Consider the following 22,982-nt stretch of genomic DNA (forward strand, 5'->3'; position numbering starts at 1 on the left):
GGCAAGGAATGCTACCTTTTGACCATGACGAGTCCCGGATCCATCATCAACGTTATCGTAGCGGCATTTTTGTGCGGGTTTTCCGTAGTTGCGTTTGCCGCCGCGCCTGCCGTGGCACAGACGACCGTCGACGAGTACCTCGATCGGCTGGCCGACCCGGAGTTGCGCAACTGGGATGTCGTGGAGGCCGACGTTTACCAGCGGTGGCAGATCTCGGGCTCGGCGAGTGCGGATTACCTGCTGCGCCGTGGCTTGGACGCGATGGAGGCGGAAGATTACACGGCCGCTTACGATCACCTTACTGCCCTCACGGACCACGCGCCGGAGTTTGCGGAGGGCTGGAATGCGCGGGCGACGATGTTCTTCGAACAGCAGATGTTCGGCCCTGCCATTGCCGATATCCAGCGCGTCTTGGCCTTGGAGCCGCGTCACTTCGGAGCGCTTGCGGGATTGGGTGTCATGCTGGAGGATATGGGCGATACCGATGGCGCCCTTGAAGCCTATGAGGCCGCCCATGCGATCCATCCCAATCAACCGGATATCCAGCGGCTGCTCGACGATTTGCGGGTCCAGCTTGAGGGTGAGGCGCTTTAGAAGGCGCTTGGCGGGAGACGTCTTTTCCATGTGCGAATTCCGGATCAGCCGCGCGGCCTGCGTGGGCGCCTTTGCACCGATTGCCTCTGTCGGGGAGCCGTGATGAGAAGTTCGTCCAACGCCCGCATTGCCGCCATTCTCGGCCCCACCAACACCGGCAAGACGCATTACGCGATTGAACGTATGCTGGCGCACCGCACCGGCGTCATCGGGCTGCCGCTCAGGCTGCTCGCGCGGGAGGTCTATGACAAGATCGTCGCGCTGAAAGGCCCCTCCGTCGTTGCTCTGGTCACGGGAGAGGAGCGGATCGTGCCACCGCGCGCGGCCTACTGGGTCTGTACGGTGGAGGCGATGCCGACGAACCAGGGCGCGGATTTTCTGGCGATTGACGAAATCCAGCTTTGCGCGGATCCGGAACGGGGCCATGTTTTCACTGACCGGCTTCTTCACGCGCGTGGCTTGCACGAGACGCTCTTCATGGGTGCGGGCACGATGCGCAATGCGATTGCGGAGCTGATCCCCCACTGCGAATTCATGCATCGGGAGCGATTTTCACAACTTGTGTATGCGGGTTCGAAAAAGTTAAGCCGTATGCCCGGTCGTTCCGCGATCGTTGGTTTTTCGGTTGAGAATCTATATGCCATCGCCGAACTGCTCCGTCGTCAGAGGGGCGGGGCGGCGGTTGTCATGGGGGCGTTATCCCCAAGGACGCGCAATGCGCAGGTCGAGCTTTATCAGAACGGCGACGTCGATGTGCTGGTCGCAACGGACGCGATCGGGATGGGGCTGAACCTCGACATCAAGCACGTGGCCTTCAGCGGGTTGCGGAAGTTCGACGGGCTCAAGATGCGCGACCTCTGGCCGAACGAGTTGGCTCAGATCGCCGGGCGCGCGGGGCGCCATACGCAGGACGGCAGCTTTGGCGTGACCGGCGAGGCGCCGCCGCTGGACGAGGGGTTGGCAGAGGCGATCATGGATCACCGCTTTGCCCCGGTGCGCAAGCTGATGTGGCGCAACTCGGCGCTGGAGTTCGGCAGCGCCGAGCGGCTCATTGCCAGCCTCGAGGAACGCACCGACGACGAGTGGCTGACCCGTGCGCGCGAGGCCGACGACCTGCGCGCGCTCAAGACACTGACCGCGCGCCCTGACATCGCGCAGCGTCTGGGTGACGCGCGCGCCGTGCGACTGCTTTGGGATGTCTGCAACATCCCCGACTTCCGCGGCATCAGCCATGCCGAACATGCCGACCTTCTGGGGCGCATATTCGAGTTCCTGCACGAGACCCGGCGCGTCCCCGACGACTGGCTGGCACGGCAGGTCAAGCGGATCGACAAGCCGGACGGGGACATCGACACGCTGTCGAAGCGATTGGCATATATCCGCACATGGACCTACGTCGCGCAGCGCACGGGATGGGTGGACGATGAAAGCCATTGGCGCGGGGCGACTCGTGCCGTAGAAGACCGTCTGTCGGATGCGTTGCACAACGCGCTGACACTCAGATTTGTCGACCGGCGGACGAGCGTGCTCCTCCGGCGGTTGAAGCAGAGGGAGAGCCTTGTGGCCGAAGTGAACGAGAATGGTGAAGTCAGCGTCGAGGGCCAGGTGCTCGGACGGATAGAGGGCTTTCGCTTCCGTATGGATGAATCAGCCACGGCGGACGAGGCCAAGACGCTGCAGAGCGCCGCGATGGCGGCGCTGCGGCCCGAGTTTCATCTGCGCGCGGACCGTATGTACAACGCACCGGATACCGAGTTCGACCTGACCGAGCAGGGCGGCCTGATGTGGGGCGATATGGCGGTCGGCAAGCTGGTAAAGGGGCAGGAGCCTCTCAAGCCCGTGGCCGAGGCCTTCGTCGATGACGAGGCCGGCGCCGAGGTGGTCCAGAAGGTTCAGCGCCGTCTGCAGCACTTCATTGATCGCAGGATCGCCGCCCAGTTCGAGCCGCTTCTGGCCATGTCCCGCGACGAGGCGATCACCGGCCTCGCGCGCGGTGTTGCGTTTCAGCTTCTGGAAGGGTTCGGCATCGTTCCGCGCGCCCAGATTGCGGATGACATCAAGGCGCTGGATCAGGAATCCCGCAGCCTCCTGCGCAAGCATGGTGTGCGCTTCGGGCAATATACCATTTTCCTGCCGCTTCTGCTGAAGCCCGCGCCGACGCGTCTGCGCCTCGTGCTCTGGGGGCTCGCGCAGGACTTCGATACCTTCCCCGACAGCCCGCCGCCGGGTCTCGTTACCATTCCTTCCGTGGCCGACGCGCCCGAAGGTCATGCCATCATGACCGGCTACCGCGAGGCGGGATCGCGCGCGATCCGCGTCGATATGCTGGAGCGTCTGGCCGACATGCTGCGCGGCGAGGACAGCCGGGGCGGTTTCGAGGCCAACCCCGACATGCTTTCGATCACCGGTCTGACGCTGGAGCAGTTTGCGGACCTGATGGGCGGCCTCGGCTACAAGGGCGAACGCGGCGAACGCGCCAAGGTCAAGGCAACGCCGCCTGCTGCGGCCGAACCGGAAAAGACCGCTGAAGAGGCTTCTGAAGCGCCGAGCGAGGCTGAGGCACCGAACGAGGCTGAGGCCGCGTCCGAGCCGAGCGAAGGCACCGAGCCCGCGGCGACCGAAGCGCCCGAGACAATGGACGAGGATCTCGTCGGTCTCGACGTGCCGACAGGCCTCGAAAACGCCGAGGCGCCAGAGGCTGCGTCTGAAGCGGCAAACGAAGAGCCAGCGGCCGAAGCGCCGGCCGAAATGGAAGTCTACTACACCTTCACATGGGCGCCGCGCGGTCGAGGCAATGCGCGTCCGCGACGTGACGGGGATCACGGCAAGGGCCGTGCCGACGGTGGCCAAGGCAAGCGGGCCGATGGTGGACAGGGTAAGGGCGGCAAACGCCCCTCGGGCAAGGGCGCGCCGGGCAAGCATCGCGGTCAAGGGAAGGGCGGCAACCGTCCGCCGCGCGATGACAAGCCCAAGACCTATTCCGCCCGTCCCGAGAAGTCGAAGAAGGTCGATCCCGACAACCCCTTCGCAGTTCTCGCCGCCTTGAAAGACAAGTCATAGCGGACGCTGCTGACACTCCGGCGGCCCCGAAAGGCCGCCTCGACAAATGGCTGTGGCAAGCGCGGTTCTTCAAGTCCCGCAGCATTGCCGCAGCCCAGGTCTCGTCCGGCCATGTCCGGGTGAATGCGGCCAAGGCAACCAAGACCTCGACCCAGATCACCCCCGGAGATGTGCTGACGTTCCCCCAAGGCCGGCAAATCCGCGTCGTCCGCATCGAGGCGCTGGCCAAGCGCCGTGGTCCGGCGGCGGAAGCTCAAACCCTCTACACCGATCTGACCCCCGAGCCGGAGCCCGTCGCCCCCCGCGTGGGACCACGTCCGACCAAGAAGGATCGCCGCGACATGCAGGCTCTCCGCGACGACGAGCCATAGGGCGCCCCGCGCCAAACGCAGATTTTACCGGCCAAGGCGTCGCATCCCCGCCAAGAGGCACGCCGCCACGTTGCATCCACCTCTGTGCTGCTTTAGCAGACCCGCAGTTAACGCTGCTTGAATCGTCGAAAGCCCCCTCCCATGACCTACATCGTCAATGATGCCTGCATCGCCTGCAAATACACTGATTGCGTCGAAGTCTGCCCGGTGGATTGCTTCTACGAGGGTGAGAACATGCTGGTGATTCATCCCGACGAATGCATCGATTGCGGCGTGTGCGAACCCGAATGCCCCGCCGACGCCATTCGCCCGGACACGGAGCCGGACATGGACAAATGGGTGGAATTCAACCGCAAGTATTCCGAGATGTGGCCGGTCATCATCACCAAGAAAGACCCTCTGCCCAATGCCGAAGAGATGGACGGCAAGGACGGCAAGATGGAGCTCTTCTCGGAGAAGCCCGGCGAGGGCGGCTGAGACCCCGATTCGCGGCTCTGAACAAAGGGTGAGAGGCGCTGACCTTGCCCGAAGTGCCCGATTCTCAAGGGCTTTTGAAGTGCTGCACCGCGGCGCGCTTTAAATCACGCGTGATTCGTGCTATATTCCCTTCAAGGAAGAGACGTGAATGACTGCCGGCGTGGGTAAATCAGCCCCGCGCGGTTCACAGCGACATAACGCAACTCTGACGGAAAGCGCCGACTTTGGATAGTGGGGCGTTCCGCCAGATTTTTTGACGACTACCCTCGCCTGATCTGGCGTAGGTCCATGGCCCGAGAGGGCGTTGAGTAAGGAATATCGCATGACCAAAGCCCGTAAAACGCTCGACTTCAGCCCCAACGATTACGTCGTCTACCCCGCCCATGGCGTCGGGCGGATCATCAAGATCGAAGAGCAGGAAGTCGCCGGGCTTAATCTGGAGCTCTTCGTGATCTCGTTCGAGAAGGACAAGATGACGCTGCGCGTTCCGACCGCGAAGGCAACCGAGGTGGGCATGCGCCCGCTGTCCGATCCGACCGTCGTTTCGCAGGCGCTGGAGACGCTGAAAGGCAAGGCCCGCGTGAAACGCGCGATGTGGTCGCGCCGCGCGCAGGAGTATGAGCAGAAGATCAACTCCGGTGATCTGATCGCCATCGCCGAGGTCGTGCGCGACCTGCACCGCGCCGACGATCAGCGCGAGCAAAGCTACTCCGAGCGTCAGCTCTATGAAGCCGCATTGGAGCGCCTCACGCGGGAGCTGGCTGTCGTGAAGGGCATCGACGAAGCCGGTGCGGGTGCACAGCTCCTTGAAGTGCTCTCTCAGCGGGTCGCCGCCGCCTGACACAGACATCCCTTTGGGATACGGGCGAAATCTCGCCCATTTTCCCGATGTACGGAATACCCGACCCGCCGCAACCTCGCGGCGGGTTTTTCTTTGTGATAGATGGAACCTATCTCGAACGCTTGCGTTCTCAAAGGGCAATGGACCACTCTCGGGACAAGCCCACTGTCAAAAAGGAAGACCCCTCATGAAAAAGATCATCGCACCCATGCTCTTGGTTTCCGCCACCGCAATCACGGCCTGCCAGCCGCTTTCGCCGCAGGACCGCTCCAACCTCGGTCTCGTAGGCGGCGCTGGCGCCGGTCTTCTGCTGGCAGATGCGTTTGACGCAAACCCCGCATGGACCGTGCTGGCAACGGTCGGTGGCGCAGCCATCGGTACGCAGGTCGCACGCAACACCCAGACCGGTCAGTGCGCGTATTCCAACGGCGACGGCACCTACTACGTCGCGGCGTGCTAATCAGCTAAGGACAGCAACGCAGGCGGTCAGGGCCGCAAGTTCGGACATCACCTGCGTTGCTCCCAAAACATCTCCGGTCTGCCCGCCGATCTTTGCCCGGGCGACCGCTGCGACGCCCCAAGTTGCACAGATCGCCGACACCACTGCGATCAACCCCGCGCCGAAACCAGCGAAGATGACCGCACCCAAAATTGCACAGATCGCGCCAAGCCACACCGCCGCCATGGGCGGTCGGCCGACCTGCGCGGCAAGCCCGCCGTCCCGCGCGAAGGGCAGCTGCGCCATCACGGCGGCCATCGCACTCCGTCCGAGCATCGCGCCAGCCACGAGCGCCAAGGGCGCGTGCAAGAGCAAGCTCGCCATCAACGCCCACCGCATTCCCATCGCCACGATCAGTGCCAATACGCCGTAAGCGCCAATGCGACTGTCCTTCAGGATGTCGAGCCGCCGCGCCCGATCCATCCCGCCCCAGAACCCGTCTGCACAATCGGCCAGACCGTCCTCATGCAGGCCACCGGTCAGCAACAGCCCCACGGCGATTGCCAAACCTGCAGCCACGCTCGCCGGCAACCCGATCGACAGTGCGATGACGCCGGCAAAGGCCTGAACCAATCCGACGCTCAAGCCGACCACGGGCCACGCCCATGCGGCCTCCGCGCCGCGGGTCCCGTCGCCTCCGGAAATCGGCACCCGCGTCAGCAATTGAGCCGCCCGGATCACGTCACGCGGCTCAGGCGCGAGCCTTCTGAAGTCAGTGTCGGTTTCAGCCATGAATTGGACCTTTCTGCCGCAGGGCGCAGGCGGCGTAATCCGCTACATATCAATCCAACTTTTTGCCACGCAAGAGAACTGATTTATGACCACCCCCACGACACTTGCCGAATTCCATACAGCCCTCGCGGGAGCCACGGGTCCTGACGAAGCAGCCCGCGCAGGCGCGCAAGAGCGCAATGGCCAGTTGACCAAGCCGCCGGGCGCCTTGGGTCGGCTCGAGGATCTGGCGATCTGGTACGCCGCGTGGCGCGGCGACGCGCGCCCACGCATCAATTCGCCCCAGGTTCTGATTTTCGCTGGAAACCACGGCGTTGCGTCCCGCGGTGTCAGCGCCTTCCCGCCAGAGGTCACCGTTCAGATGGTCGCCAATTTCGCCCATGGCGGTGCCGCGATCAACCAACTCAGCGCGCTCGCTGGCGCGAAGATGTCGGTGCACCCCATCGACCTCGAGACGCCCACGGCGGATTTCACCCAAGGCCCCGCCATGTCCGAGGCCGAGGTCATGGCTGCGATCGCGGTGGGGTGGGAAGCGGTCGATCCCGATGCGGATCTTCTGGTTGTCGGAGAGATGGGCATCGGCAACACGACCTCCGCCGCCGCCGTCGCCCACGCGCTTCTCAGTGGCGAACCAAGCGACTGGACCGGACGGGGCACCGGCGTCGACGATGCCGGCATCGCTCTGAAAACGCAGGTCGTCTCCGACGGCCTGAAGGCCAACCCCGGCGCGGCGAACGACCCCCTGCAAGCCCTGCGCTGCCTTGGCGGACGCGAACTCGCAGCCATGGCGGGCGCAATCGCCCGCGCGCGCCTGCGTCACATCCCGGTGATCCTCGATGGCTTCATCTGCACCGCCGCCGCCGCCACGCTCGAGAGCGCGGTCCCCGGCGCCCTGGATCATGCCGTGGCAGGTCACGGCTCCGCCGAACAGGCGCACCGACGGCTGTTGGAGCACCTCGACAAGGAGCCGCTCTTGCAACTGGGTCTCCGCCTCGGCGAGGGGTCTGGCGCGGCCCTCGCGATCCAGATCCTGCGCGGTGCGATCGCCTGCCACTCCGACATGGCCACTTTCGCCGAGGCCGGCGTCGCGGGCGGCTGACCCACGCCGCCACCTGTCCCGAACCTGAGAGGTGAGCCACAGGGCTCCCTCTTCATCTTGGCCAATACAACTCAATCCCGACGGTGCCGCACGTGCATCGGACAGCAGAGGCTCGCCGTCCGCCCGCCGGGATCTCTCCAACGACTCAGGACGTTACCGATCCGCCCCTCCGGGACCACAATTTATCGCGCCCCTCCGGGATCCCTTTAACGCGCCCCTCCGGGGCGACGCGGCGTCCGAGAAACCCCCGAGAGAGCGCCCACATCCCCACGGGTGCGCGGCGGCGGGCTGTCGGTTTGCGATTCATCATGCATCTGGTCGAGCTGCGTCAGCATGGCGCTCTCCAGATTGTCCGTCATCTTCCGGGTCAGCTCCATATATTCCTCGTTCTCCGAGATGGGCACACCGGGCTTCCACACCTCCGCCAGCGCGCGCAGGTTCTGTCGGTCGTGGCGGTAGAACGCCAGTTCCATCGCGTGAGCCTCGTAGTCGGTGAGACCCATGTCCTCCAGCACGTAACGGCCCGCGCGCAGCGAGCTGTCAAAGACCTCGCGGACGATGTGATCCGCGCCGGCCTCGTAGAGCTCATAGACGTGGAGCAGATCATGGGCGCGCGCCACGACCGAGATGTCGGGCCGCAGGCGTTTGGCATAGCGCACGAGGTTCACGGCGGTGTCCTTGCCATCGACGCAGATCACGAAGACCCGCGCCGTCTCCAACCCTGCGGCTTTCAGAAGCTCGGGCCGCGACGGGTCACCGTAGAAACTCTTGAATCCGAAACGGCGCATCAGGCGGATGGTCTCGAGGTTCGAATCCAGGACGACAGTCTTGAACCCCGACGCGCGCACCATGCGGTTGACCGATTGTCCGAACCGACCGATGCCCGCGATGATGATCTCGGCCTCATCGTCAATCTCATCGGCCTCGGGTGCCGTCTCGCCGCCCTCTGCCACCCGGGCACTGATCTGCTCGTATAGGATAAAACTCAGCGGTGTCAGCAGCATGGAAAGCGCGACGATCAGCAAGAGGATCTCGGCTATCGGGTCGGAGAACACCGCTTGCGACACCCCGAAAGCGACGAGGACGAAACCGAATTCGCCCGCCTGCGCCAACCCAAGCGTGAACAGCCAGCGGTCGCGTCCATCCATCTTTGCCGCGCGCGCAAGGCCGTAGAGGATCAGTCCCTTCACCAGCATCAGCCCAAGGGTCAGGCCGACGATCAGGATCGGATTGCCGAACAGCGTGGCAAAGTTGATGCCCGCCCCGACGGTGATGAAGAAAAGCCCCAGAAGGAGGCCTTTGAACGGCTCGAGGTCCGCCTCCAACTCATGCTTGAACTCGGAGTTGGCGAGCACGACGCCCGCCAGAAACGCGCCGAGGGCGGGCGACAGGCCGACGAGGATCATCAGGACGGCAATGCCCACCACGAAGGCCAGCGCGGCCACGGTATAAAGCTCTCGCAGGCGCGCGTTATGGATCACCCGGAACACCAGCGGGGAGAGGTAGCGCCCCGCGAGTATCACCGCCGCAACAGCCCCGAGCGTCACCAAGGTCACGCCCCAGGCGGGCAACCCGTCGACCAGTGACAGCGAAGGATGCGCTTCCTCCGCCAGACGTGCGATCGACCCGTCTTCGGTGAAAGCGACGGGGGCGCTGGTTGCGAGCAGCGGGAGGACGGCAAGCGCCGGGACCACGGCGATATCCTGCGTCAGCAGAACGGAGAAGGCGCCGCGCCCGCCCGAGGTGCGCAGCAAGCCTTTCTCGGTCAGCGTGGTCAGTACGATCGCGGTGGAGCTGAGGGCCAGCGTGATGCCGATTGCCAGCGCCGTCGGTGCCGCGACCCCGAAAACCAAGGCGCCGCCGGACAGGACCGCGATGGACAACAGGATCTGACTGCCACCGAGGCCCAACAACCGCTTGCGCATGTCCCAAAGCGCGCGGGGTTGAAGCTCCAGCCCGATCAGGAAAAGCATCAGGACGACGCCGAATTCTGCATAATGCTGCAGATCCTCGGTCTCGGAGCCCACCAACCCGAGGACGGGTCCGATGGCCACGCCTGCCAAGAGGTAGCCCAAAACGGACCCAAGTCCGAACCGAATGGATATCGGGACCGCGATAAGCATGGCCCCGAGATAGATGGTGATCTGAAGGAGGGTTGCTTCCATGGGCCTGTCGCGGTTCGGGGCGTTTGGTTGACCTTAACGAGGCCATGCCCCCTCTGCGAGACAGCATGATCTCCGACACGCAACTTTCGGCCGTCATTGGCCATATTGCGGGATCTGTCGCCGATTTCACCGAGCAGACCGGAGATTTTCTGCGAAACCACCGAAACTGATGTCAGATGCGGGTACTGGGGCTTGTCTTGAGGGCACGGTTTGGCCCATTTGAACGCAACAAATGTGGAGGTCCCGATGAAACGTTCCGAAGTTAACGAGATTATGGCCGAGGCCGACGCGTTCATGCGCTCTTTCGGCTTCGCGCTGCCTCCATTTGCCTATTGGACCCCGGACGAGATGCGCGCCAACAAGGACGTCGCCCGCGCCGTGATTGAGGGTCGCCTTGGGTGGGACATCACCGACTACGGACAAGGGAAATATGACGAACTGGGCCTCTTCCTGTTCACCCTGCGCAACGGCCGCCTGAGCGATCTGCAGGCAGGCACCGGCATGTGCTACGCCGAGAAGCTGTTGATTTCAAAGCAGGATCAGATCAGCCCGATGCACCGCCACTACCTCAAGGCGGAAGATATCATCAACCGCGGCGGGGCGACGATGGCCATCGAGCTGAACGGCTCCGCGCCCGACGGCTCCTTCGACCCCGACGCGGGCGGCACCGTCATGTGCGACGGGATCGAGCGCAAGTTCAAAGCCGGAGAGGTTTTGCTGTTCGCGCCCGGTGAGAGCGTCACCTTGATGCCGGGCGACTGGCACAAGTTCTGGGGCGAGGGCGGTGACGTTCTGATCGGTGAGGTCTCGACCGTGAACAATGACGACACCGACAATTGGTTCCGCGAACCCATCGGTCGCTTCTCGGCGATCGAAGAGGACGTCGCGCCGACCCATCTGCTCGTGTCGGACTATGGAGAGTGGCTCAAGTAGGCTGTCGCGCAGCTGTTCTACAGCGCGCGCCAGCCGATATCCTTGCGGTAGAAGCCCTCGGGCCAATCGATCCGTTCAGCCATGGCATAGGCCTGATCCCGCGCGGCCTTCAGGCTCTTCCCCCGCGCCGTGACGTTCAGGACGCGTCCGCCCGTGGCAGTGATCTTGCCGTCCTGCCGCGTCGTGCCGGCGTGAAAAACCATCTCGGATGACGTCTCCGGCATCTCGCGCAGGCCCTTGATTTCGCTGCCCTTGTTGTAGCTGCCGGGATAGCCTTGAGCCGCCAGCACCACCGTCACGGCGTGATCATCGGCCCATTGCACCTGTGCCTCGGCAAGACGCTCTTCGGCGCAGGCCAGCATCAGGTCGAGCGCCTGACCGCCGAGCCGCATCATCAGGACCTGACATTCCGGGTCGCCGAAACGGGCGTTGTACTCCACCAAACGCGGCGCGCCGTTTTCGATCATCAGGCCGGCATATAACACGCCGGTGTAAGGCGTGCCGCGCCGTGTCATCTCGGCCATGGTCGGCTCGATGATCTGTTCCAGCGCCGCCTTGGCGATCTCGTCGGTCAGGACCGGGGCAGGGGAATAGGCCCCCATGCCGCCCGTGTTCGGGCCTTCGTCGCCGTCAAACGCGCGTTTGTGGTCCTGCGCGGTGCCGATGGGCAGGCAGGTCTTGCCATCGCAGAGCACGAAGTAGGAGGCCTCCTCGCCACCCATGAACTCCTCGATCACGACCTCGGCACCGGCCTCTCCGAAAGCGCCGTCGAACATGTGGTCGATGGCGGAAATCGCCTCGGGCACCGTCATCGCGACGACGACCCCTTTGCCGGCCGCCAGACCATCGGCCTTCACCACGATTGGCGCGCCACGTTCGCGGACGTACTCGCGCGCGGGAGCAGCTTCGGTGAAGCGCGCCCAGGCGGCCGTCGGCGCATTGGCGGCGTCGCAGATTTCCTTCGTGAAGGTCTTGGACGCCTCAAGTTTCGCAGCCGCAGCTGTAGGCCCGAATGCCAAAATTCCGGCATTCCTCAACATATCCACAACCCCTGCGGCCAATGGCGCCTCGGGCCCGACGATCACGAAATCAATGGAGTTCTCGACCGCGAAGTCGGTTACGGCGCTTGGGTCATCCACATCCAGACTTGCACAATCGGCAATCTGCGCGATCCCCGCATTGCCGGGTGCCACAATCAGGCGATCACACTTCGGGTTCTGTAGGACGGCCCATGCAAGGCTGTGCTCGCGGCCCCCGGAGCCAAGGATAAGGATGTTCAACGTCGCGCCCCTTCTGCTAGCTTGCGCCAAGGCATAAAGAGGGGCGGGGCGCGGCACAACCTCGACAGGTTTCACCGGCCGGTCAGCTGTGCGCGGCACGGCGCATGCGCCTCGAAAGTTACGGAATAGCAGGTTTGAGCGATGAATGATCTGATCGACGACGACGGCGCGACGGGAAATGCGCCAGAGTTTACCGTCACAGAGATTTCCGGCGCCGTGAAGCGCACGGTGGAGGGCGCGTTTTCCCACGTCCGGGTGCGCGGCGAGATCGGGCGGCTTTCCTTGCCGCGCTCGGGTCATATCTATCTCGACCTCAAGGATGATCGCAGCGTGTTGGCCTCGGTCGTCTGGAAAGGCGTCGCAGGGCGCCTGACCCATCGCCCGGAGGAGGGGATGGAGGTCATCGCCACGGGTCGGCTGACGACCTTCCCCGGCCAGTCGAAATACCAACTGGTGATCGAGGATCTGCAACCGGCGGGCGCAGGCGCGCTGATGGCGATGCTGGAGAAGCGCCGCGCCGCGCTCGCGGCCGAGGGGCTGTTCGATGCCGGGCGCAAGAAGCCGTTGCCGTTCCTGCCCGAGGTCATCGGCGTCGTCACGTCCCCTTCCGGCGCGGTGATCCGCGACATTCTCCACCGCCTGCGCGACCGCTTCCCGCGCAAGGTGCTGATCTGGCCTGTCGCGGTGCAGGGGCCGAAATGCGCGCCCGAGGTGGCCAACGCGATCCGAGGCTTCAACACGCTGACCCCCGGCGGCGCGCTGCCGCGGCCTGACCTGCTGATCGTGGCTCGGGGCGGCGGCTCGCTCGAGGATCTCTGGGGCTTCAACGAAGAGGCCGTGGTCCGCGCCGCCGCCGAAAGCAACATCCCCCTGATCTCCGCCGTGGGCCATGAGACCGACACGACGCTGATCGACCACGCCTCCGACTACCGCGCGCCTACGCCCACTGGAGCCGCCGAGAAGGCGGTGCCGGTGCGTCTCGACATGCTGAACTGGTTGCGTCAGCAGGAGGGCATTCTGAGCCGGGGCATCACCGGCGCGCTGACCGCGCGGCGGCAGCGCCTGACTGACCTCGGCCGCGCTCTGCCGCGTCCTGAGGCACTGATGGACCAAGCCCGCCAGCGGCTCGATCTCGCGGGCCTGCGGCTGGCGCCGGCGCTGACCAACCGCACGCGGGACGCCCGGGCCGAGTTGGAGCGTCTGGCAGCGCGGCTGGACCCGGCGCTCGACCGCGCGGTGGCGCGCAAGCGGCTGGCGTTGGGCGAGCGGGCAGCGGGGCTGACGCCTTCGCGGCTGGCCCATGTCGCGCGGCAAGGGCGGCGGGACCTCGACCGATTGGCCGCACGGCTCGATCCTGAAAGGCTGGCGGCGCGGACGTCGCAGATGAAGGAGCGGCTCAGCGCGGCCCGTATGCGCTTCGCTCAGACGGCGGTGCTCTCCGTGCAGCGCCGCCGCGAGACGCTCGACGGGTTGGAGCGCATGCGCCGGACCCTCGGCTACAAGGAGACCCTCGGGCGCGGCTATGCCGTGATCCGGGCGGGCGACGAAGTGCTGACCACCCGCGAACGCGCCGCTGGTCACGCAGCGATGGAGATCGAGTTTGTCGATGGTCGGCTCGGCGTCACCCCGACCGGGGCCACGCCGAAAGCCGCGCCCAAAAAGGCGACCTCCGGCAAGGCATCCGACGGGAAGAAGCCCGGCGACAACCAGGGCAGCCTTTTCTAGCGGCCCCGGATGCGGGGATCGAGCGCGTCGCGCAGGCCGTCGCCGATGTAGTTTACCGACAGCACGGTGAGCGAGATGAACAGGCCCGGCCAGATCACCCGCTCGGGGTTCTGGCTCAGCCAATCGGTAGCATCGAACAGCAGCCGGCCCCATGTCGGGAAGTCCGACGGGAAGCCGAGGCCCAGGAACGACAGCGCCGACTCCGTGATGATCGCATTGGCGATCCCGAGGGTGGCCGAGACCATGATCGAGGACATGACGTTCGGCAGCACGTGGCGCAGGATCAGCCGCCATGGCGGTGTCCCGATGGAACGGGCGGCGAGGACGAACTCGCGCTCCTTCAGCGCCAGCACGTCGCCGCGCACGACGCGCGCGGTCTGCATCCACGAGGTCAGGCCGATGACCACGACGATGAGGACGAAGATGCCGCCTTCAGGCCCGAAGGCGCTGCGCAACGTGTCGCGGAACAGCATGATGATGACCAGCAGCAGCGGCAACAGCGGCATGGCGAGGAACAGGTCGGTGAAGCGCATCAGCGGCCCGTCGACCTTGCGGAAATAGCCCGCCAGCACGCCCACCAATGTCCCGAAGAACAGCGCCAGCAGCATCGCGGTGAGACCCACGGCGATCGAGGTCTGCCCGCCGAGCATCATCCGCGCCAGCGTATCGCGGCCCAATTGGTCGGCGCCAAGCGGATGCGCCCAGGAGACCTTCAGCCCATAGATCGGATTGGCGCGGCTGAACTCCTCGGGCGACATGAAACAGGCGGGCATGTCGCGGAACCAGCTTGTCCAGCCCTCGAGCGAGAACCAGCCCCCGCCGACACCCAGGCACGAGATGATATGGTTCGTGTTGCGCGCGCGGATGTCGATGTAGGTGCTCTCCAGCGTCCAGAACAGCGGCCCGAGGTAGACGAACAGCAGCGCGAAGATGAAGAAGCCCAGGCCAAAGAGCGCGCCTTTGTGGGTGCGGAACTGGTCCCAGACGTCCCACCACTGGTTGCGCGGGGCGCGGGTAATCTGGACGTCGGCTGTGGTCTCAGTCATAGCGAATCCTCGGATCCAGAACGCCGTAGAGGATATCGGCGATAAGGTTGAAGAGCACGATCAGGACGGCAAAGATGAAGCTGACGGTCTGCACCACCGGCACGTCGCCCGCCTGAATGGCAATGATCAGCAGCTGGCCAATGCCGTTCACCTTGAACACCTGCTCGGTGATGATGGCACCGCCGAAGACGGCGGGCACGTTCAGCGCGATCACCGTGACCACGGGGATCATCGAGTTGCGCAGCACGTGCACCAGCACCACGACGCTTTCACCAAGGCCTTTGGCGCGCGCTGTGCGCACGTAATCCTGGTTCAGGTTGTCGAGCATCGAGGCCCGCATGTAGCGCGAGATCTGCGAGGCGTTGAACAGCCCGAGCACCATCACCGGCATGATCATCTGGCGGAACTGCTGCGTGAAGCTCTCCCAATCCGTGACCTCCAGCGTGGTGTCGTAGACCGAGGGGAACCAGCCGAGGTTCACCGCGAAGATCACGATGAACAGGACACCGGTGAAGAACGTCGGGACCGAGAAGCCGATCATCGAGACGAAGGTACCGACCTGGTCGAACCACGAATACTGCTTGTAGGCCGAGACCACCCCGAGCGGCACCGCGATCAGGATGCCGACGATGTAGGAGGTGCCGACAACCCAGAGGGTCTGGGGCATCCGCTGCATGATCAGGTCCATCACCGGAGAGCGGGTCTGGTAGGAGATGATACGCGGCCCATCCGGCGCCATGGAGGTGCCGAACCAGCCATCGAATAGGTGCAGCGGCTCGTCCCAGAGCATCAGCTTGAGCCACTTGAAGTATTGCACAAAGACCGGGTCGTTGACGCCCAGGCTCTCGCGGATCGCCTCGCGCACTTCTGGCGGGATCGTCAGCGGCAGTCCGGCGGTGGGGTCCGAGGGGGACAGTTTCACGATCAGGAAGATCACGAAGCTGATGAAGATCAGCGTCGGGATCGCAAGGATCAGGCGGCGGATGGTGAAGGTCAGCATGTCAGGGCGGCCTCTCGCGCGGCGCTAAACTCGGTTCCGATACGGTCCGTCTGCCCTGTCATTTGCGTCAGCCTGCCCGGATGGGCGATGGCGCGACGGGATGCAGGAAGGGGGTGGGGCCGCATGGGAAGGGGGTTCAACCTATTCTGAGGGGAAGGGCAGGGCGGTACAGGAGACGGCCCGCCCCCGATGGGGGAGCGGGCCTTGGCTCAGGTCACATCATTCGGGGATGCGGTGCCATTCAGCGATGTTCCACAGCTCCGAATCCCAGTCGGACATGCGGATGCCGCCGAGCGAGTTTGCGTGAGCGGAAACACCACCACGGTGAACGAGCGGAATGATCGAGTAGGACTGCATGATCATGTCGTTCATTGCCATGGCCAGTTCGCCACGTGCCTCGAGGTCCGCGGTGCGGGCCATTTCAGCCACCAGCGCATCGTACTCGGGGTCACAGTAACGCTGGATATTGGCACCCTGCCACTGGGTATCCGGGCCCGGGATGTCCGAGCACAGCCAGTTGGCCATGTAGGCCTGCGGGTCAACGCCTGCGAAGTTGTTGGTGTACATCTCGACGTCCGCGTAGAACTTCTGGAACGTGTCCGGGGATGCCGGATCGCCACCGAAGAAGACGGATGCGTCGATGTTGCGCAGCTCGGCGTCGATGCCGATCTCGGCCCACCACTGCTTCACCAGAGCCTGCGTGTCCTGACGGACGGCGTTGGTGGAGGTCTGGTAGAGCACGGAAAGCGGCACACCATCCAGCTCGCGGATGCCGTCGCCGTCGGTGTCGACGATGCCGGCTTCATCAAGCAGGGCGTTGGCGCCGTCGATGTCCTGCACGAGGCAGCCATCGTTGGCGGTCGAGGCATAGGCCTCGGGCGCGGGCAGAACGTTACAGGTCGGCTGACCGCCTGCGCCGTAACCCACTTCAACCAGCAGCGCGCGGTCGATGGCCATGGACATGGCCTGACCCACGATCGGGTTGGTCAGGAACGGGTGGGGTCCGCCTTCCACGGTGGAGCGCAGGTCACCCAGTGCCGGATCGGGGTTGGTCTGGTTCAGGTGCAGACGCTCGACCGAGGTGCCGAAGGCCGTCACGACCGTACCGTTACCCTGGGCTTCCATCTGAGCCAGGATCGTCGGGTCGATCTGCAGGTTCCATGCGTAGTCGAACTCGCCGGTTTCAAGCACGGAACGCGCTGCAGCCGTCGCATCGCCACCACCTTTGAAGGTCACGGTCGCGAAGTGAGGCTGATCCGGCACGCGGTAGTTGTCGTTCGCTGCCAGCTCGATCACGTCGTTCGGACGGAAATCGGTGACCACGAAGGGACCGGTGCCGATGGGGCCGAAGTTGGCCTCGGTGCACTCGGGCGCGCGGGCGCCGAGGCAGTCTGCGAACTGAGCCGCCTGGATGATCGGGCTCTCGGAGCCGACCAGCGCCGTGTAGGGGAACGGCGTGGGTTCGGCGAAGGTCACCTCGATGGTCGTGTCATCCACGGCCACGATGCTCTCGACACCGTCGAAGTAGGAGGCCTGTGCACAGCCGCCTTCGGGATGGGTGCAATATTCCCAGGTGAAGACCGCGTCGTTTGCCGTCAGCGGTGAGCCGTCGGACCAGGTGACACCTTCCTGCAGCGTCCATGTGATCTGGGTCAGATCCTCGGAAACACCGCCGTTTTCAACCGTCGGGATTTCCGCAGCAAGCCACGGCACCATTTCGCCGGTGTCGTCAAAGCGGGCGAGGCTTTCGAGAACCAGCGAGGCCGCTTCCACTTCCTTGGTGCCGCCGGACAGGTAGGGGTTCAGCGTGGAGGGTGCTTGCCAATAGATGATGTTGAGGTGGCCCGAGCCACCGCGGGCAAGGTGCCCGTCGGCCAGCGCGGCCAGTGGAGCACAGGCGAAGGCCGCCGCCGCTCCGAGAAGGATGGATGTATGTTTCATCTTCGTTTCTCTCTCTCCTTGTTGGTTTCGTAACCTTTTCAGGCATTTCTTACGCCGTCTTGCTGACGGTCTTCTTGGTATCAGTCGTAGAGGTGGCAGGCGACAAAGCGGCCCGGGCGCACTTCTTTCATCTCGGGGTCATTCACCCGGCAGATGTCCATCACGGCGGGACAACGGGTGCAGAAGTTGCACCCCACGGGCGGGTTCGAGGGCGAGGGCACATCGCCTTGCAGGATCACCCGCTCGGCCACGTCATGGGAGGCGGGATCGGGCTCCGGCACGGCGCTCAGAAGCGCCTTGGTGTAGGGGTGCAGCGGATCGGCGAAAAGCGCGTCGCGCGGGCCGAGTTCGGCGATCTTTCCGAGGTACATCACGGCCACGCGGTCGGCGATATGGCGCACCATCGACAGGTCGTGGGAGATGAACAGGTAGGTGAGGCCGAGCTTTTCCTGCAGGTCCTCCAGCAGGTTGACCACTTGCGCCTGGATCGACACGTCGAGCGCCGCGATCGGCTCGTCGCAGACGATGAACTTGGGGTTCAGGGCCAGCGCGCGGGCGATGCCGATGCGCTGCCGCTGGCCGCCGGAAAACTCATGCGGATAGCGGTTCGCGAAGTCACGGTTGAGGCCGACGGCGTCGAGCAGCTCGTAGATGCGCGCGTCGCGTTCGGACTTCGACATCTTGGTGTGCTCTGAAAGCGGCTCTCCGATGATTGCGGCCACGGTCATGCGCGGGTTGAGCGAGGCCTGCGGATCTTGGAAGACCATCTGCATGGTGGGGCGCAGGCGGCGCAGGTCGTTTTCGGACGGGGCGAAATCATCCTCAGAAATTCCCGCGGCCTGCGCGCGGGCACTGCGCACCCGGTCCCGGGTCACGAAATATCCGCCGATGGTCAGCCCGATCAGCACGGCCGCTTGCAGTGCCACGGCCCAACCCTGGGCGAAGGCTTCAAACTGGATCGCCAGAAGCGCCATCAGCACGATACCGACGCCGAAAATGGCAAAGCTCACGTTGCGCGCGATCTTTGAGGCTGCGGCATCGATCTTGCGGGCCTTGTCGTTGGCCCAGGCGAGCTCCGTCCCGTCGATCTTGATCGAGGCGCTGGTGGGATCATAGAGCCGGATCACCGCACGCCCACAGGTGGACTTGCCGCAACCGGATTCTCCCACGAGGCCAAGGGTTTCGCCCTCGTAGATGTCGAAATTCACGCCATCGACGGCCTTCACGTCGCCGGTGTGCTTGCGCAGCAACCCGGTATGGATCGGGAAGTACATCCGCAGGTTGCGCACTTCGACGAGCTTGCGGCCCGGAACAGGTTCGGCAACCGGCTTGGGGATGGCATCCAGCATCAGACGCTCTCCTCGTTCAAGAAGCACGCGGCCCGGTGGCCCGGAGCCACGCCGACCGGTTCAAGCAGGGGGTTCTCTTGCGCGCAACGCGCGAAAGCATGGGGGCACCGGTCGCGGAACGCGCAGGCGGAAGGGTCGGCGCCAAGCATCGGCGGCTGCCCCTGGATCACTTGCAGGCGGTCGGCCCGGTCTCCGGTAATGCTCGGGATCGTTTCAAGAAGCATCTTCGTGTAGGGATGGCTCGGGCGGTCGAACAACTCGCGCACCGGGCCTTCCTCCACCACCTGGCCGCCGTACATCACCATCACGCGGTCCGCGATGCCCGCGATCACGCCAAGATCATGGGTGATCCAGACAATCGCCATGCCAAGCTTCTGGCGCAGCTCTTTCACCAACTCGAGGATCTGGGCCTGGATCGTCACGTCGAGCGCCGTGGTCGGCTCGTCCGCGATCAGAACCTCGGGGTCGCAAGCCAGTGCAATCGCGATCATCACGCGCTGACGCATGCCGCCGGAAAACTGGTGCGGATAATCCTTGAGGCGCCGTTCCGCGTCGGGGATGCCCACGAGCTCCAGCAATTCGATGGAGCGGCGACGCGCGGCCTTCTTGTCCAGCCCCATGTGCTTGCGCAGAGGCTCCATCAACTGGAAGCCCACGTTGAACACCGGGTTGAGCGAGGTCATCGGATCCTGAAACACCATCCCGATCCGGGCGCCACGAATGGCGCGCAGCTCGTCTTCGCTGATCTGCATCAGGTCGCGGTCGCCGAAGAGAACCTCGCCCTTGCGGATCTCGGCAGGGGGCATCGGCAGCAGCCGGATCAGTGACATCATGGTGACGGATTTGCCCGAACCGGACTCCCCCACAACACCTAGCAACTCCCCGGCTTTCAACCGGAAGCTGACGTCGTTGACGGCATGGACCTCGCCCCGGCGGGTGCGGAACACTGTCTTTAGATCACGCACGTCCAATACGTACGAGTCTACCCCTGCGGGCATCTGAGAATCGGCCCCATCGGGCATATGCGGAGGTCTCCCTGACCTGTCGGATTTGCCGCCTCTTTGCTTTCGACGGGGTCGAAACGGGCGATCTGTTCGGTGACGCTATCAGGAAAATTTGATCCCGCAAGGGTCAACGTTCTCCTGATCAAGCGTGACGTAAGGTGTCGGACGGCGCTGAACCCTTCGCGCAGCAGAGCCAAAATGACGCCCAGACGCGGCCCCCGGGGGGTGGCCTTGACGACAACGCGGCAGAGGCACAGGGTTGCACCGCGCTCATCTCACCAGTCAGCACGGGATCCTCCATGACACACGTCCTCTCTCCGCGAGACCTCCTCTCGAAACTCGTCAGCTTTCCGACCGTCAGCCGGGACAGCAATCTGGAACTGGTGGATTGGGTGGCGGATTATCTGGCGAGCCACGGCATCGACAGCGCCCGTGACCATGACGAGACGGGAAAGAAAGCATCGCTGTTCGCCCATGTGGGACCCGAGGAGGACGGTGGCATCGTCCTGTCCGGTCACACCGACGTGGTCCCCGTCGACGGTCAGAAGTGGGACACCGACCCGTTTTTCGTCACCGAGAAGGACGGAAAGCTCTTCGGTCGCGGCACTTGCGACATGAAGGGCTTTGACGCCCTCGCGATCTGGAGCGTGGTGGAGGCGAAGCGCCGGGGGATATCGCGCCCGATGCAACTCGCGCTCTCGCGGGACGAGGAAATCGGCTGCGTCGGTGCGCCACCGATGATCGAGGCGATGGCTGGCCTGCCGCGCGCCTCCATGGCGATCATCGGCGAGCCGACCGAGATGGGCATCATCAATGGCCACAAGGGTGGCACCGGCTTCGATCTGCATTTCCGCGGGTTCGAGGTCCATTCCTCGCTACAGGATCGCGGCGTCTCGGCGGTCATGGAAGGCGCGCGCCTGATCCAGTGGTGCAACGAACAGAACGAGGCATCGGTGGCGGCGGCGGACCCGAACTCGCCCTTCGACCCGCCTTTCTCGACGCTCCACGTCGGCATGATCGAGGGCGGCACCGCTCATAACATTACGGCCAAGGACTGCTTCTTCGTCCTCTCGCTCCGCGCCCTGCCGAACGAATCGGTGCAGGAATGGCGCGAGAAGATCCTCGCCGAGATCTCGCGGATCGAAGCCGGGATGAAAGCTGTCCACCCTGACGCGGAAATCCGCGTGAACCCGCGGTGGGATGTGCCCGGCCTGCGCAAGGAAGACGGCGGCGAGGCCGAGACCATGGTGCGCAAGCTCACCGGCCTGAATTCCTCGGGCGTTGTCAGCTTCGGCACCGAGGCCGGACAGTTTCAGGCGGCGGGCTATTCCGCCGTGGTATGCGGGCCCGGCTCCATCGAGCAGGCGCATCAGGCGAACGAATTCATCACCCTCGACCAGTTCCAGCAGGGACAGGCCTTCATGGAAAAGCTGTTGTCCGAGGTTGCATGACGTTTCCCTTCCACGCGAGCCTGCTCCAGTCGGGCAAGCCTGTCTCCTTCGGGGCTGACCTGCCCGAAAAGGTTGATCTGGCCATCATCGGCGGCGGGGTGCTTGGCGTCTGCACCGCGCTCTTTGCTGCGCGGGCCGGGCTCTCGGTGTTACTGCTGGAAAAGGGCCGCGTTGCGGCCGAACAATCGAGCCGCAACTGGGGATGGGTGCGCGTGCAGGGACGCGACGTGGCCGAGATCCCCATCGCGCTCGAATCGCAGACCCATTGGCAAGCGCTCGACGCCGAGCTTCAGGGCCGCCTTGGCCTGCGCCAGATCGGCGTCACCTACCTTGCGCGCAGCGACAAGGATATGGCCGGTTACGAGGACTGGATCGCGCGGGCGCAGCCCCATGGCGTCTCCTCCACCACGATGGGTCGCGCCGCCGTGCAGGAGCTTCTTGGCCAGCCCGAGGGCAATTGGGTCGGTGGGCTGCATACGCCGACCGACCTCAAGGCCGAGCCATGGGTCGCGGTGCCGGAACTGGCGCGGCTCGCGCAGGAGGCCGGCGCGCTGATCCGCGAAGGTTGCGCCGTGCGCGCGCTCGACTTCGAGGCCGGACGCGTCACCGGGGTTGTGACCGAAGCCGGCCGGGTGCAGGCGGGGAAGGTGGTGCTCGCCGGCGGGTCGTGGTCGTCTCTGTTCCTGCGCCGCCACGGTGTCACCATCCCGCAGCTCTCGGTGCGCTCGACAGTGGTGGCCACGCAGCCCCTGCCACAGGTTCTCGCGACGGCGGCCGTCGATGACCGGCTTGCCATGCGGCCCCGCGCTGATGGCGGCTATACGCTCGCGCCCGCCGCCTTCGGAGAGCTTTTCGCCGGCCCCGACCTGATGCGTCACATCCACCGGTACCTGCCCCTCGCTCTCACCGGGGAATTCGACGTGCACCTGCGCCCGCCGGCTCCGAAACACTACCCCGACGCCTTTGGCACCAAGCGAAACTGGGCCGAAGACGCACGTTCCCCGTTCGAGGATCTGCGCATCCTCGACCCCAAGCCGAACGCCCGGAAAGTCGCCGAGATCACGCGCCGTTTCGCTGAGATCTATCCTCAGGTCGGCGCGGTCGAGCCCCACGCCGCATGGGCCGGGATGATCGACGTGCTGCCCGACGTGGTGCCTGTGGTCGATCATGTGAAGCAACTGCCCGGGCTGATCGTGGCCACCGGCATGTGCGGCCACGGCTTCGGGATCGGGCCTGCATTCGGCCGCATCCTTGCCGACATGGCGCAGGGAAAGCCCGTTGGCCACGATCTCAGCCGCTTCTCCATGGGACGTTTCAGTGATGGCTCGCGCCTGCGCCCCGGACCAAATCTTTAACCGCTTGTCGGCCCGCGCGCGCGGTGTCACCTTCAAGCAAAATTCGACATGGGAGACGAC

Annotated in this window: 19 protein-coding genes; 11 read left to right on the forward strand and 8 right to left on the reverse strand. The window is 64.7% G+C overall.

Translation table 11 applies throughout. The annotated features are described in order from the left end of the window. Window positions 1-111: 111 nt before the first annotated feature. The 6 genes from KYE46_RS06080 to KYE46_RS06105 all read left to right on the forward strand — a co-directional run bounded on the left by KYE46_RS06080 (window position 112) and on the right by KYE46_RS06105 (window position 5,803). A complete protein-coding gene (locus tag KYE46_RS06080; RefSeq protein WP_247716932.1) occupies window positions 112-594 on the forward strand; it encodes a tetratricopeptide repeat protein in 483 nt (160 codons plus the stop codon). 102 nt (window positions 595-696) lie between these two features. Then, entirely contained in the window at window positions 697-3,654 is a 2,958-nt protein-coding gene (locus KYE46_RS06085) for a helicase-related protein (protein ID WP_219004184.1), read from the forward strand. Next, entirely contained in the window at window positions 3,651-4,025 is a 375-nt protein-coding gene (locus KYE46_RS06090; protein ID WP_219005032.1) for an RNA-binding S4 domain-containing protein, read from the forward strand. Before KYE46_RS06085 ends, KYE46_RS06090 begins: the two co-directional genes overlap by 4 nt. 141 nt (window positions 4,026-4,166) lie before the next feature. Next, the gene (gene fdxA, locus KYE46_RS06095; protein ID WP_219004185.1) at window positions 4,167-4,502 is read left to right on the forward strand and encodes a ferredoxin FdxA; all 336 of its coding nucleotides are present in this window, start codon (window positions 4,167-4,169) and stop codon (window positions 4,500-4,502) included. Between the two features lie 322 nt (window positions 4,503-4,824). Then, entirely contained in the window at window positions 4,825-5,343 is a 519-nt protein-coding gene (locus KYE46_RS06100) for a CarD family transcriptional regulator (protein WP_219004186.1), read from the forward strand. 187 nt (window positions 5,344-5,530) lie between these two features. After that, entirely contained in the window at window positions 5,531-5,803 is a 273-nt protein-coding gene (locus KYE46_RS06105; protein WP_219004187.1) for a glycine zipper 2TM domain-containing protein, read from the forward strand. Here the strand turns inward: KYE46_RS06105 and KYE46_RS06110 are convergent, their stop codons facing one another. Continuing rightward, a complete protein-coding gene (locus tag KYE46_RS06110) occupies window positions 5,804-6,574 on the reverse strand; it encodes an adenosylcobinamide-GDP ribazoletransferase (protein ID WP_219004188.1) in 771 nt (256 codons plus the stop codon). Window positions 6,575-6,659: 85 nt separating this feature from the next. Between KYE46_RS06110 and cobT the strand changes: the two genes are divergently transcribed. Beyond that, window positions 6,660-7,673, forward strand: a complete 1,014-nt coding sequence (gene cobT / locus KYE46_RS06115; RefSeq protein ID WP_219004189.1) for a nicotinate-nucleotide--dimethylbenzimidazole phosphoribosyltransferase — start codon at window positions 6,660-6,662, stop codon at window positions 7,671-7,673. A 206-nt stretch (window positions 7,674-7,879) separates the two neighbouring features. Here cobT and KYE46_RS06120 read toward each other — a convergent pair whose 3' ends face one another. After that, entirely contained in the window at window positions 7,880-9,838 is a 1,959-nt protein-coding gene (locus KYE46_RS06120) for a cation:proton antiporter domain-containing protein (RefSeq protein ID WP_219004191.1), read from the reverse strand. A gap of 246 nt (window positions 9,839-10,084) precedes the next feature. On the opposite strand from KYE46_RS06120, the gene KYE46_RS06125 reads away from it, so the two are divergent. After that, window positions 10,085-10,771: a D-lyxose/D-mannose family sugar isomerase gene (locus KYE46_RS06125; protein WP_219004193.1), complete on the forward strand. Its 687-nt coding sequence runs from the start codon at window positions 10,085-10,087 to the stop codon at window positions 10,769-10,771. A gap of 17 nt (window positions 10,772-10,788) precedes the next feature. On the opposite strand, the gene purD is transcribed toward KYE46_RS06125, so the two are convergent. Beyond that, complete coding sequence (gene purD / locus KYE46_RS06130) at window positions 10,789-12,051, reverse strand: phosphoribosylamine--glycine ligase (protein WP_219004194.1); 1,263 nt, start codon at window positions 12,049-12,051, stop codon at window positions 10,789-10,791. A 141-nt stretch (window positions 12,052-12,192) separates the two neighbouring features. On the opposite strand from purD, the gene xseA reads away from it, so the two are divergent. Further along, the gene (xseA, locus tag KYE46_RS06135) at window positions 12,193-13,776 is read left to right on the forward strand and encodes an exodeoxyribonuclease VII large subunit (RefSeq protein ID WP_219004195.1); all 1,584 of its coding nucleotides are present in this window, start codon (window positions 12,193-12,195) and stop codon (window positions 13,774-13,776) included. On the opposite strand, the gene KYE46_RS06140 is transcribed toward xseA, so the two are convergent. The 5 genes from KYE46_RS06140 to KYE46_RS06160 all read right to left on the reverse strand — a co-directional run bounded on the left by KYE46_RS06140 (window position 13,773) and on the right by KYE46_RS06160 (window position 20,134). Beyond that, complete coding sequence (locus KYE46_RS06140; protein ID WP_219004196.1) at window positions 13,773-14,822, reverse strand: ABC transporter permease; 1,050 nt, start codon at window positions 14,820-14,822, stop codon at window positions 13,773-13,775. The genes xseA and KYE46_RS06140 overlap by 4 nt on opposite strands. After that, on the reverse strand, window positions 14,815-15,822 hold the full coding sequence (locus KYE46_RS06145; protein WP_219004197.1) for an ABC transporter permease: 1,008 nt from the start codon (window positions 15,820-15,822) through the stop codon (window positions 14,815-14,817). Before KYE46_RS06145 ends, KYE46_RS06140 begins: the two co-directional genes overlap by 8 nt. 219 nt (window positions 15,823-16,041) lie before the next feature. Continuing rightward, window positions 16,042-17,763, reverse strand: a complete 1,722-nt coding sequence (locus KYE46_RS06150; protein ID WP_219004198.1) for a peptide ABC transporter substrate-binding protein — start codon at window positions 17,761-17,763, stop codon at window positions 16,042-16,044. Between the two features lie 80 nt (window positions 17,764-17,843). Beyond that, window positions 17,844-19,037 carry an ABC transporter ATP-binding protein gene (locus KYE46_RS06155; protein ID WP_219005033.1) on the reverse strand — a complete coding sequence of 398 codons (1,194 nt, stop codon included), beginning with the start codon at window positions 19,035-19,037 and terminating at the stop codon, window positions 17,844-17,846. Window positions 19,038-19,111: 74 nt separating this feature from the next. After that, window positions 19,112-20,134, reverse strand: a complete 1,023-nt coding sequence (locus KYE46_RS06160) for an ABC transporter ATP-binding protein (protein WP_219004199.1) — start codon at window positions 20,132-20,134, stop codon at window positions 19,112-19,114. A gap of 281 nt (window positions 20,135-20,415) precedes the next feature. On the opposite strand from KYE46_RS06160, the gene argE reads away from it, so the two are divergent. Both argE and KYE46_RS06170 read left to right on the forward strand, forming a co-directional pair. Then, window positions 20,416-21,567: an acetylornithine deacetylase gene (argE, locus tag KYE46_RS06165; RefSeq protein WP_219004200.1), complete on the forward strand. Its 1,152-nt coding sequence runs from the start codon at window positions 20,416-20,418 to the stop codon at window positions 21,565-21,567. Beyond that, window positions 21,564-22,922 (forward strand): NAD(P)/FAD-dependent oxidoreductase, encoded by a 1,359-nt coding sequence (locus KYE46_RS06170; protein ID WP_219004202.1) that lies wholly within the window; start codon window positions 21,564-21,566, stop codon window positions 22,920-22,922. The genes argE and KYE46_RS06170 overlap by 4 nt, the downstream gene beginning before the upstream one ends. The last annotated feature ends 60 nt before the right edge of the window (window positions 22,923-22,982 follow it).

Origin of the sequence: Gymnodinialimonas ceratoperidinii (genome assembly GCF_019297855.1) — a bacterium.
Classification (GTDB): domain Bacteria; phylum Pseudomonadota; class Alphaproteobacteria; order Rhodobacterales; family Rhodobacteraceae; genus Gymnodinialimonas; species Gymnodinialimonas ceratoperidinii.